The 12306-nt window shown below is 67.7% G+C and carries 10 protein-coding genes; 6 read left to right on the top strand and 4 right to left on the bottom strand.

The window, feature by feature from the left end; all coding sequences use genetic code 11:
* Positions 1 to 165 precede the first annotated feature (165 nt).
* From IY716_RS10210 to IY716_RS10230, 5 genes are all read left to right on the top strand, one after another.
* Complete coding sequence (locus tag IY716_RS10210) at positions 166 to 1011, top strand: purine-nucleoside phosphorylase (protein ID WP_218222177.1); 846 nt, start codon at positions 166 to 168, stop codon at positions 1009 to 1011.
* Between the two features lie 97 nt (positions 1012 to 1108).
* Positions 1109 to 2992, top strand: a complete 1884-nt coding sequence (locus tag IY716_RS10215) for a phospho-sugar mutase (protein WP_218221611.1) — start codon at positions 1109 to 1111, stop codon at positions 2990 to 2992.
* 54 nt (positions 2993 to 3046) lie between these two features.
* Positions 3047 to 3751 (top strand): deoxyribose-phosphate aldolase, encoded by a 705-nt coding sequence (gene deoC / locus IY716_RS10220; RefSeq protein ID WP_218221612.1) that lies wholly within the window; start codon positions 3047 to 3049, stop codon positions 3749 to 3751.
* A 43-nt stretch (positions 3752 to 3794) separates the two neighbouring features.
* A complete protein-coding gene (locus IY716_RS10225; RefSeq protein WP_218221613.1) occupies positions 3795 to 4115 on the top strand; it encodes a hypothetical protein in 321 nt (106 codons plus the stop codon).
* A 23-nt stretch (positions 4116 to 4138) separates the two neighbouring features.
* The gene (locus tag IY716_RS10230) at positions 4139 to 5236 is read left to right on the top strand and encodes an acyltransferase family protein (RefSeq protein WP_218221614.1); all 1098 of its coding nucleotides are present in this window, start codon (positions 4139 to 4141) and stop codon (positions 5234 to 5236) included.
* Here IY716_RS10230 and mfd read toward each other — a convergent pair.
* Positions 5203 to 8832, bottom strand: coding sequence for a transcription-repair coupling factor (gene mfd, locus IY716_RS10235; RefSeq protein WP_218221615.1), 3630 nt, complete (start codon positions 8830 to 8832; stop codon positions 5203 to 5205). The genes IY716_RS10230 and mfd overlap by 34 nt on opposite strands.
* 108 nt (positions 8833 to 8940) lie before the next feature.
* Positions 8941 to 10104, bottom strand: coding sequence for a calcium/sodium antiporter (locus IY716_RS10240; RefSeq protein ID WP_218221616.1), 1164 nt, complete (start codon positions 10102 to 10104; stop codon positions 8941 to 8943).
* A gap of 98 nt (positions 10105 to 10202) precedes the next feature.
* On the opposite strand from IY716_RS10240, the gene IY716_RS10245 reads away from it, so the two are divergent.
* Entirely contained in the window at positions 10203 to 10706 is a 504-nt protein-coding gene (locus IY716_RS10245; RefSeq protein ID WP_218221617.1) for a DUF2505 domain-containing protein, read from the top strand.
* A 189-nt stretch (positions 10707 to 10895) separates the two neighbouring features.
* On the opposite strand, the gene pth is transcribed toward IY716_RS10245, so the two are convergent.
* A complete protein-coding gene (gene pth / locus IY716_RS10250) occupies positions 10896 to 11474 on the bottom strand; it encodes an aminoacyl-tRNA hydrolase (RefSeq protein ID WP_218221618.1) in 579 nt (192 codons plus the stop codon).
* Positions 11475 to 11509: 35 nt separating this feature from the next.
* Entirely contained in the window at positions 11510 to 12160 is a 651-nt protein-coding gene (locus IY716_RS10255; protein ID WP_218221619.1) for a 50S ribosomal protein L25/general stress protein Ctc, read from the bottom strand.
* Between the last annotated feature and the right edge of the window lie 146 nt (positions 12161 to 12306).

Below are 12306 nucleotides of genomic sequence, written 5' to 3' on the forward strand. Positions count from 1 at the left end.
CATACCCCGCGCGCGGACGACGCCGGCCCGGCCGCCCCAGGTGTGTTGCCCAGACGTCTCATACGTCCACCCCAGACGCCCCACGTGTCCAGCCCAGACGGTAGATTGGATCCTGTGAGTGATGACATATCCCAGACCCAGCCCATGGCCCAGACCGGCGAGCACATGGTGGCGCACCCGGAACTGACCCCGACCAATGATCCGACGGCCCCGGCCAATCTCCTCGCCGAGGAGGCCTCCCGGGCGCTGTTGAATCAGGTCGGCGTGGACTCGATCGATCTGGCCTGCACCCTGGGTTCAGGCTGGGGCGAGGCCGCAGCCCAGCTCGGCGATCTGGTCGCCGAGGTCGATGCACAGGACGTGCCGGGCTTCCACTCCTCCGGGGTCTCCGGACACAGCGGCACGCTCAAGGTCATCCGCACTGCGTCCGGGGCGCATGTGCTGGTCATCGGTGCGCGCACCCACTACTACGAGGGCCGAGGCGTCGACGCCGTGGCCCATGGCGTCCGCACCGCGGCCGCCGCCGGCGCCAAGACCATGGTGCTCACCAACGGCTGCGGCGGGCTGAACCCTGCGTGGGCCCCGGGCACTCCCGTGCTGATCTCCGATCACCTGAACCTGACCGGCACCTCCTCGCTGCGCGGCGCGCACTTCGTCGACATGACGGACCTCTACTCCTCCCGCCTGCGCGGGCTCGCACGGGAGATCGATCCCGAGCTTCCCGAGGGCGTCTACGCGCAGTTCCCCGGCCCGCATTACGAAACCCCGGCCGAGGTCGCGATGGCGGGCACCCTGGGAGCCGACCTCGTCGGCATGTCCACTGCACTCGAGGCCATCGCCGCCCGCGCCGCCGGCATGGAGGTCTTCGGCATCTCCCTGGTGACGAACCAGGCGGCCGGCATCTCCCCTGAGGCCCTGAGCCACCAGGAGGTGCTCGAAGCCGGCCGTGAAGCCGCACCGCGGATCTCCTCCCTGCTCGCCAAGATCATCGGGCGGGTTCTCAGCCCCTGATCACCGCGGGCCTGGAGCTGAACACCGCAGTCGCGCCCCTGATCGCCAGCACCACCAGCACCCACATAGTCCACCTCTTCAGATGGAGCAGAGCATCATGACCGAGAAGCTGTTCGGCGAGGTTCGCCGTTGGATCAACGCCGACCCCGACGCCGCCACCCGCGCCACCCTGCAGGACCTGCTGCAGCGTGCCGAGAACTCCGATGCCGAAGCGCACCAGGAGTTGGAGCGTCGCTTCGCGGGACGCCTTGCCTTCGGCACCGCGGGACTGCGCGCCGAGCTCGGGGCGGGCCCGCTGCGGATGAACCGACTCGTGGTGCGACAGACCGCTGCCGGGATGCTCAGCTACGCGGAGGAGAAGCTCGCCGAGGCCCGCAAGCAGGTGGACAACCCGCAGGACGCGCTGCAGACCGCCCGCAAGATCGTGATCGGCTTCGACGCCCGCCACCAGTCCGATGAGTTCGCCGCCGACACGGCGGAGATCTTCTCCGCGGCTGGCTGGGAGGTCCATCTCTTCGATCGTCCCGGTCCCACCCCGCTTCTCGCCCGCCAGGTGCTGGTGCTCGACGCGGAGATCGGGGTGATGGTCACGGCCAGCCACAATCCCCCGCAGGACAACGGCTATAAGGTCTACCTCGGCGGCGAGCTCTCCCGCTTCCTGGAACCCGACGGACTCGGCGTGGGCGCGCAAATCGTTCCCCCGGTGGACCGTGAGATCGCCGCGCGGATCGCTGAGCTGGCGGAGTCCGAAGCCGAGAACGACGCCTCCCAGCCCGCTTCCGCCGACGGCGCTGCCGGCAGCGGTCAGGGCACAGCAGCGGAGACCGCTCCCGTGCACCAGGTCACCGATGAGGCGCGCCGCAGCTACGAGGCCGAGGCGCTGGAGCTCCTGGACACCGAGGCCTACCCGCAGCGTGACCTGCACGTGGTCTACACGGCGATGCACGGTGTGGGCGGCGAGATGGTGGCCTCCCTGCTGCGCGCGGCCGGATTCACGCTGACCCCGGTGGCCGAGCAGCACAAGCCCGACCCGGACTTCCCCACCGCCGCATTCCCCAACCCGGAGGAGCCCGGCGCCCTGGACCTGGCGCTGAAGACCGCGGAGTCCGAGGCCGCGGACATCGTCCTGGCCAATGATCCCGACGCCGACCGCCTCTCCGCCGCCGTCTATGACGAGCGCACCGAGAACTGGCGCCAGCTCTCCGGCGATGAGATCGGAGCCCTGCTGGGGCGCCACCTGCTCGAGCGCGGCCCGCTGCGCCCGCAGGTGCTGAACTCCCCCACCCCGGAGCGGACCGAGACTCCCGACGCGGCCCCCGTGCTGGCGAACTCCATCGTGTCCTCGAGACTGCTGGAACGACTCTGCCAGGTGCGCGGGGTCGGACATGCCGCCACGCTGACCGGTTTCAAGTGGCTGGCGCGGGTGCAGAACATGAGCTTCGGCTACGAGGAGGCAATCGGCTTCAACGTAGACCCGGCCCATGTGAAGGACAAGGATGGCCTCTCGGCGGCGCTGATCTTCGCGGAGATGGCAGCCTCGCTGAAGTCCCGCGGGGTCAGCCTGATCGATGCCCTCGACGAGATCGCTGCCGAAGCCGGCGTCTTCGTCACCGGCCAGGTCACCATCCGGGTCAGTGACCTCTCCGAACTCGGCAAGGTCACCGCCGGACTCCGCGCCGAAGCGCCGACCGAGATCGCAGGCTCCCCGGTGGTCAAGTCACTGGACCTCACGCAGGACCCGCTGCCCGGGTCCGAGCTGAACGAGGCCACCAAGACCGACGCGCTGATCTATCTCACCGAAGCCGGAGACCGGGTGATCGTGCGCCCCTCCGGCACCGAGCCCAAGGTCAAGTGCTACCTCGAGGCCGTGGCGGAGACCCCCGGGGTCGACGCCGCCGCTGAGGTCATCACCGAAGCCCGCGCCAAGGCCGGGCAGCGTCTCGATGCGCTGCGCGAGGCCATGGAGAACATGCTCAGCTGAGCGCTCCTCGACTTCCCGACGAGATCCCGACCCCTGACTTTGAGGAACACCATCATGATCCAGACCCCGTCCCCCGCCGAGATGGCGCCGCTGATCGATCACACGGCGCTGAAGCCGGACACCGATGAAGCCACCATCCGCCGCATCATCACCGAAGCCAAGGATCACTCCTTCGCCGCGGTGTGCATCAATCCGCGCTGGGTGTCGTTGGTCGCCGCCGAGCTCGCCAGCAGCCCGGTGAAGACCTGCACGGTGGTCGGCTTCCCCCTGGGCGCCACCACCACCGCCTCGAAGCTGGCGGAAACCGTGGAGGCCGTGGAGCTCGGCGCCGAAGAGGTCGACATGGTCGTGGACATCGCCGCCGCCAACGCCGGGGACAAGGAGTACGTCGAAGCTCAGATCCGCGCCCTGGCTGACGCCGCCCATGCAGGCGGCGCCATCCTCAAAGTGATCCTGGAGACTGCGCTGCTCACCGAGGCCGCGAAGGAACTGGTCTGCCGGGCCGCCGAGACCGCAGACGCAGATTTCGTGAAGACCTCCACCGGGTTCGCCGGTGGAGGAGCCACGCTGGCCGATATTGAGCTGATGCATGCACTGGTCGGTGGTCGGCTCGGGATCAAGGCCTCCGGTGGGGTGCGCAGCTATGACGACGCCGCCGCCATGGTCGCCGCTGGCGCCACACGGATCGGAGCGAGCTCCTCTCTTGATATCGTGGGACACAGAGATTCCAGCACATCCGGTGCTGCCGGGAGTTACTGAGAACACCTCTGGCGCAGCCCGTATCGCATCCTAAGGGGAGCACATGATCAGCAACGGCAAGGTCAAGGCCTACTCGGGCCAGGGCAACTTCGTAGGAAACTTCGCAGGGTTCCTCCTCGTCTTCTTCATGCTCGTGGGCTCCATCGTGGCGTTGAACTTCTGGGACCTGGACCAGGTCTGGATTCCGGGGCTGATCTTCATCGGTCTCTACGGCGGTGCCTTCTTCGTCGCCAAGGAGATCATCGGTCGCTCCGACTCCCTGGAACAGCAGGACCTCCACGGCGAGCACGGCGAGCCGCTGGATGCCATGGCATCGCGCGCCACCTCCTCGCGTGAGTCGGCTGCGGAGCCGCACGTCCGCTGAACATGCGGGACTGATCTGCTGCTATGACCACTCCGGCTCCCCCTGTCTCCGGCAGTCGGAATCTCGGCATAGATCTGTTGCGCGTGATCTCGGTCGCCGCGGTGGTGATCGGTCACGCCTGGCCAGGCATGCCCGGCGAGGCCTACCTGCAGATCTGGCGCATGCCGCTGTTCTTCTTCCTCGCGGGGTTCTTCTTCTCCACCTCGCGCAGCTTCACCGCCGAGCTGCGCATCCGAGGACGCTCCCTCGCGCTGCCTTATGCGGTCTGGCTGGTGCTGCTCAGCGGCGCCGTGCTCGCCATGGAGCACAGTCCGTGGCCCTTCGAGCCCGGCACGATCACGGGTGCGCTGATCGGCGGGGCCGAGACCGATATGCCGTTCCTGGCCTTCTGGTTCATCTCCGTGTTGTTCTTCGCCGCACTGCTGCTGCGCGCAGTGCTCGCGGCGCCGTGGTGGGTGGGCGTGCTGGTCAGCCTCGGCGGCCTGACCGTGGTCCAGCTGCCGGACTCCGCTATGGCCTACACCCCGCTGGGCATCGGTCTGGCGCCGGCATGCATGGCATTCATGTTCGCCGGGCACTGGTTCGGCCGTTTCATGCGCACTCCGCGCGGCCATAATCTTCCCGCCAAGCCCTGGATCGGACTGGCCTGTGCGGCGGTCGGCTTCTTCGGAGTGATCGCCGGGGCGCAGACCATGAACTTCAAATGGTCAGGTTTCGGAACGTTCCTGCTCTCCCCCGCGCTGGCGCTGCTGATCAGCGTCGGGCTGGTGCTGATCTTCTCCACCACCGTGCACGCCCTGCTCGGCGGCACGAGTCAGGGGCGCACCGGGCCGTCCCGCTGGGGGCGCGGGGTCGGCGTCGTCATCTCGGAGCTGGTGCGCACGGCCACGCTGGTGGTCTTCCTCCATGCCCTGGTGCTCTACCTGCTGCTGCGCCTGGTCGAGCTGGAGAATCCGCCCCTGCGCACCCTCGCGGCGCTGCTGATCTGCTGGGGCATCGGCGTGCTGGTGAACCGGACGCCGCTGAAGCTCCCGCTCAACGGGCTCCCCCTCGCGGCGCCCCGGCACCAGCGGACTCGCCGCGCGCCTCAGACCGGTGGGAAGATCGCCTCAAAGACCTGATTCAACCAGGCCAGCAGCTCGCCGTCGGTGAGCTCCACCCCGGTGATCCCGCTGGTCTTGGGCTTGGGGATCAGCACCTGCTTCATCGAGGTCTTGTGCTGGCTGCCCGGATACATCCGCTCCATGCGCATGGTCTTGGACTCGGCGAGCTCCGCCACGGGGCCGAAGCGGATGAACTTGCCCTGTGTGCCCACGTCGTGGATCCCCGCCGCCCGCGCGCGGTTGCGGAACCTCGCCACCTCGATCAGGTTGGTCACCGGATCGGGCAGGTCCCCGTAGCGGTCCTGCCACTCGGTGACGACCTCGGTGATCTTCTCCTCGGCGTCGGCGGCGGCCAGCTTCCGGTATCCCTCCAGGCGCAGCCGCTCCCCCGGCACGTAGTCGTGCGGCAGGTGGGCGTTGATGGGCAGCTCGATCTTGACCTCGGTGAAGGTCTCCTCCTCATCGCCGCGGTAGTCCGCGACCGCCTCACCGACCAGACGCAGATACAGGTCGAAGCCGACCCCGGCGATGTGACCCGACTGCTCGCCGCCGAGCATGTTGCCCGCGCCGCGGATCTCGAGGTCCTTCATGGCCAGCTGCAGGCCGGCGCCGAGCTCGTTGTTCGCCGCCACGGCGCGCAGCCGTTCCAGCGCCACCTCGCCCAACGGCTTCTCCGCCGGGTAGAGGAAGTACGCGTAGGCGCGTTCCCGGGAACGGCCCACGCGGCCGCGCAGCTGGTGCAGCTGGGAGAGCCCGTAGGTCGAGGCTCGGTCCACGATCAGCGTGTTGGCGTTGGAGATGTCCAGACCGGTCTCGATGATCGTGGTGGAGACCAGCACGTCAAAGCGCTTCTCCCAGAAGTCCTGGATGATCTGCTCCAGCCGGGACTCACTCATCTGCCCGTGGGCGACCTCCACGCGCGCCTCCGGGACCAGTTCGCGGACCCTGGCGGCGGTGGCGTCGATGGAGGAGACCCGGTTGTGCACGAAGAACACCTGGCCCTCGCGCATGAGTTCGCGACGGATCGCGGCGGAGACCTGCTTATCGGTATAGGGCCCCACATAGGTGAGCACCGGGTGGCGCTCCTCGGGCGGGGTGGCCAGCGTGGAGGTCTCCCGGATCCCGGCCATGGACATCTCCAGGGTGCGTGGGATGGGCGTGGCCGACATCGCCAACACGTCCACATTGGTGCGCATCTTCTTGAGCTGTTCCTTGTGCTCGACCCCGAAGCGCTGCTCCTCGTCGATGATCACCAGCCCCAGGTCATGGAACTCCACCTCTTTGGAGAGCAGCCGGTGAGTGCCGATGACGATGTCGATGCTGCCCTCACGCAGCCCGGCGAGGTTCTCCTTGGACTCCTTCGCGGTCTGGAACCGGGACAGCGGGGCCACCCGGACCGGGAACCCGGCGTAGCGCTCGGTGAAGGTCTCATAGTGCTGGGAGACCAGCAGCGTGGTGGGCACGAGCACGGCGACCTGCTTGCCGTCCTGGACCGCCTTGAACGCGGCGCGGATCGCGATCTCGGTCTTGCCGTAGCCCACGTCACCCGAGATCAGCCGGTCCATCGGGATCTCACGCTGCATGTCCGCCTTGACCTCATCGCTGGCGGTGAGCTGATCCGGGGTCTCGGCGTAGGGGAAGGCGTCCTCGAGCTCGCCCTGCCAGGGGGTGTCGGGGCCGAAGGCGTGTCCGCGGGACGCCATGCGTGCCGCGTAGAGCCGGATCAGCTCGCCGGCGATCTCCTTGACCGCCTTCTTCGCCTTGCGCTTGGTCTGCGACCAGTCGCTTCCGCCCATCTTGGACAGCGACGGCGCCTCCCCGCCCACGTACTGCGAGACCTGGTCGAGCTGGTCGGTGGGCACCATGAGCCGGTCCTTGGCGCCGCCGCGCTTGGAGGCGGCATATTCGAGCACCAGGTACTCGCGGATCCCCGCGGTGCCTGACTTGATCGCCTGCGGGGAGCCGACCTTGCGCTGGATGAGCTCTACGAACTGGCCGATGCCGTGCTGCTCGTGGACCACATAGTCCCCGGGCTTCAGCGCCAGCGGGTCCACCACATGTCGACGACGCCGGGCCGGCACCTTCCGCGCGGAGCCGGAGTCCTGGCGGATGGACCGCCCAAGCATCTCGGACTCGGTCAGCAGCGCCAGCTGCAGCGGGTCCACGGCGAAGCCCTCGGAGACATTCGCCGTGGAGATCGTGATCCGGCCGGAGCTCGGAGCCTCCTCCAGAGTGTCCACCCGGACGCAGGGGACTTCGTGTTCGGTGAGCAGCTCGAAGACGCGCTGGGCGGAGCCCGCCGCGGCAGTGGTGACCACCACGGTCCAGTTCGCCTTGGCGCGCTCGGCGAGGAAGGTCATGACATCCTCGACGCTGCCGCGATAGCCGATGGGCTCGCGGGAGTCGATGGAGACGATGTCGGCGTCCTGTTCGAGCTCCTCGTCCAGGCCCAGCGAGGTCATCGACCACCATCCGGCGCCGTGGGCGATCGAGGCCTCGCGAGTCTCGGCCAGGCTGGCGAAGCCCCCTGCGGAGAGGCCCTGCTGCTCGCTGCCGATCTGCGCCCCGCTGACGTCCAGCGGTGCGGCGGCGCCGTCGGGGGCTGCGGACCAGGCGGCGGCCAGGAACTCCTCATTGGTGGCCGCCAGGTCGTGGGCGCGGCCGCGGGTCTTCTCGGGTTCGATCACCACGGTCAGCGATCCGGCGGGCAGCTGGGAGACGAAGGTCACCATCTCGGGCACCAGCACCGGGGCGAGGGATTCCATGCCCTCCGCAGCGATGCCCTCGGCAAGCTTGGTGAGCAGATCCGCGGCATGCGGCATCTGTGAGATGAGCTCCTTGGCGCGGGCCTTCACAGCGTCGGTGATCAGCAGTTCACGGCAGGGCGCGGCGTCGAGGACTTCGGGGTGTTCGGTGGACTCAGTGTCCAGGGACCGCTGGTCGGCCACGGCGAACCAGCGCATCTGCTCGACCTCGTCGCCGAAGAACTCGATGCGCACCGGGTGCGGTTCCGTCGGAGGGAACACGTCGAGAATTCCGCCGCGGACGGCGAACTCGCCGCGCCGGGTGACCATGTCCACGCGGGAGTAGGCGGCATCGGCCAGCTCCGCCACGGTCTGATCGAAGTCGGCGAACTCCCCGACCTTCAGCCGGACCGGAGCCAGGTCCCCGAGCCCGGCGACCAGCGGCTGGACCACGGCGCGGACGGGGGCGACGACGACGTCGAGCGCTCCACCGGTCTGCTCCGGGTGCGCAAGCCGGCGCAGCACCCCGAGGCGCCGCCCGACCGTGTCTGAGCGCGGCGAGAGCCGTTCATGGGGCAGGGTCTCCCAGGAGGGGAAGTGCGCCACCGCGGCCTCGGGGGCGTAGGCGGCCAGCGAGGTGGCCAGCTCCTCTGCTTCGCGGTCGGTGGCGGTGACGGCCAGCAGCGTGCCGGTGTCGCTGGTGCCGCGCAGTTGAGCGGCGATCTCCGCGATCAGCGCGGGACGCAGCCCCGTGGTCGAGGAGATCTGCAGCTCCTCGGTGCGCTCCGCTGCCGGGTGTGCGGCGGCTGAGGCCACCCGCTTATAGGAGGGGTTCGCCGTCAGTGCCGTGCGCAGACCGGAAAGAGCCATGGGAGAGTGACGCCTCGTTTCGCCTACAGATCGATGCAGGAGGAGTTTTTGTATGGGGTGGGAGGGCCCGCAGAGTCGGCCTCATACAGGATACTCGGTGTTCCCCCTCTAGGTGCGGGCGGCCCTGCGGCTGCGCAGCACCCCGACCTCGTAGCCCACCAGCGCCGCGAGCCAGAGCGCGGTGATCGGCAGCACGAACCACAGCATGGCCGCATTGAAGGGCTGCAGCGCCGCATGGGTTGAGGCATCGAGCACCAGGTAGGTGACGTAGGCGCCGTAGAGCAGCACGAGCAGCGCGCCCTCCCAGCGTCCGATCGCCGCGGCGGTGAAGGCCAGCGGCAGCAGCACCAGCGCAGTGGCGATCATCACCGGCAGGTCGAAGTGCACAGCCGCGGGGTCCACCTCGATCCCGCCGGGGGCGATGACCGCGGTGAGGCCGAGCACGGCGCCGATGTTGAAGATGTTGCTGCCGACCAGGTTGCCCACGGCCATGTCCCGTTCCCCGCGCAGGGCCGCGATGACGCTGGTCGCCAGCTCCGGCAGCGAGGTGCCGATGGCCACGATGGTCAGACCGATGATCAGGTCGCTGACGCCCAGCGCCTGTGCAATGGTGGTGGAGGCGCTCACCAGCATCTGCGCCCCGGCGACCAGCAAGGCGATGCCGACGATGAGCAGCACCAGATCCACCAGCGTGGAGCGCCGCTTCGAGGTGCGCAGCGTCCGGGTGGGCTTCACGGAGTCGCTGGGGGCGTTGCTGGCAGCGTTGCTGGCGGCGGGGCTGGCGGCGTCGTCGTCCCCGGATGCCGTCTCGTTCTTCGCCCGCTGGGTCTGCCGCCGGGCGAGGACGATCGTGACCACGAGGTAGACCAGGAGCAGCCCGACCAACGTGGACCCTTCCAGGGTGCTGACGGTGCCGTCCAGGCAGAACAACAGGGCGATGACCGAGAGTCCGATCATGATCGGGATGTCGGCCTTGATCAGCTGCACCTTGACCATCAGCGCCCCGAACACGGCGGTCAGGCCCATGACGAAGAGGATGTTGGCGATGTTGCTGCCGACGACGTTGCCGACCGCCAGCCCTGGCGAGCCGCTCAGTGCCGCACCGGCGCTGACCGCGAGCTCGGGCGCCGAGGTCGCCGAGGAGACCACTGTCAGCCCGATGATCAGGGAGGACAGTCCCACGGTCTTGCCGAGCGAGGAGGCACCGCGGACGAGCGCTTCGCCGCCGGCGACGAGCAGGACGAACCCGCCCAAGAGCAGGAGAATAGTCATGAAGGTCACCGGAGCAACTTTACAATGGGAACGTTGCGCGGCTGATCTCGGGGGACCTTCCGCGAGACAGCTCTTGACCTACTTGAAGGAGATTGCCCGTGGCACTTGAAACCGAACTCGTGATTCCGCACAGCGCGCAGAACATCATCGAGGCCTATGCTGATCGCGACTTCAATGAGCACCTGTCCAAGAAGGTCGGCGCTGAGCTGCTGAGCTTCGAGGTCAACGGACCCCTGGATGGCGCCTTCGAAATCGTCACAGAACAGTCGATGGCAGCGGACAAGCTGCCCGACATCGCCAAGAAGGTCATCAAAGGTCAGGTCACAGTGCATGTGACCCACTCCTGGGGTGCACCCGACGCAGACGGATCGCGCCGGGCGGACACCGAGGTGAAGATCTCCTCGGCTCCGGTTTCGGCGACCTCGGCGCAGAACCTGCACGCGCGCGGAGACCAGGAGACGCTCTCCACCGTCCGCGGTGAGGTCAATGTCAACATCCCGCTGATCGGCAAGAAGATCAAGGCTGCCGCCGAGCCGTATATGCGCAAGTTCGTGGATCTTCAGGCGCGCGAGGTCAGCGCCTGGATCGCTGGCCGGGGCTGATCAGGCTCGGGCCTAAGTCCGGTTGATCAACGCTGACGCAGTGACCGTCTGGTCACCTTCGGCCCAGTGACCGGCTTGGTCACCTCCGGCTCAGTGACCGGCTTGGTCACCTTCGGCTCAGTGACCGGCTTGGTCACCTTCGGCTCAGTGACCCTCTGGTCACCGCCGGCCCAGGGCGCGGGCAGCGGCTCAATGCACCGCGTTCTGGGCCGCCGTCAGCCCATCGGCGACGAGGGTCTCCACGGCATCTGCCAGCCGTGAGATGAACAGCGGAAGCTCCTTCTGCTCCGCGGCGCTGAACTTCTGCAGCACGTAGTCCGCAGTGTCCATCTGGCCAGGGGGCCGTCCGACGCCTGCCCGGACCCGCAGGTAATCTCGGTCCCCACCCAGATGAGTGGTGATCGACTTGAGCCCGTTATGTCCGCCCTCGGACCCGCCGCGCTTGAGCTTCGCGCGGCCGAAGTCGAGGTCGACCTCATCGTGGACCACGATCAGGTTCTCGGTGGGCACAGAGAAGTAATCCATCAGCCCACGCACGGGTTTGCCCGAGACGTTCATATATCCCTCGGAGATCGCGAAGACGACCTTCGGTCCGCCCGGGCCCAACCGGGCCGCGACGGCCTTGGCCCCGAGCTTGGTGCGCGAGTAGTTCGCGTCCATTCTCTCGAGGAGTTCATCGAGCACCATGTGCCCGATATTGTGCCGGGTATGACGATAGCGGGACCCGGGGTTACCGAGTCCCGCTATCATCCACGTCTGCGAAGCCATGCTTCGAGCCTAGTGGAGGTTGTGCGTCGAGCCGATCAGGACTCGTTGTCCTCGGAGTTCTCCGCGGACTCTTCTTCGCCTTCACCCTCGGTGGACTCGCCATCGGCGTCCTCACCCTCGGTGGTCTCTTCCTCATCGCCCAGGTCCTGCTCGGTGGGCTCATGGATCGAGACGATCGGGGATTCCATATCGGACAGCGCCAGCGTGACTCCCTTGGGCAGCTGGATGTGCTCCGGGAGGGCGTTCTCGTCGCGGTCGGTGATGTCCACGATCACGTGCTCGGGCAGGTGGGTCGCCTCGGCCTCGATGGAGACGGTGGCCTGCTCCAGGATCCACTCGAAGCCGACGGCGGGCTCGCCTGTGACCTCGACGTAGACGTCGACGACGACCTTCTCACCGCGGCGCACGGTCAGCAGGTCCATGTGGTCGATGTTGCGCTTGATGATGGCGCGCTGGATGGCCTTGGGGATGACCAGCTGCTCGGTGCCCTCGATGTCCAGGGTGATCAGCGCGTTGGGGTTACGCACTGCCAGGTGGGTCTGGTGTCCCGGGAGAGTCACGTGGATGGGCTCTTCGCCGTGGCCATAGACCACTGCGGGGATGAGGTCATCGCGGCGTGCTTTGCGGGCTGCGCCCTTGCCGAATTCGGTGCGCTTGGTCGCGGGAATGACGATCTTGTCAGCCATGGTATTTGTCCTTCGTTGGTTGGATGCGTATTGATCCAGGCCAACGACAAGTGAAGTCCAGGCTCTCCGCGCGCTGAGCGGCGGGTATGAAGTCCTGCAGTTCGCCTCGTCGATCACGGGGCTGATATCCGCGGAAGCTGATCCGC

It is taken from the genome of Nesterenkonia sp. Act20, assembly GCF_019173455.1.
Classification (GTDB): domain Bacteria; phylum Actinomycetota; class Actinomycetes; order Actinomycetales; family Micrococcaceae; genus Nesterenkonia.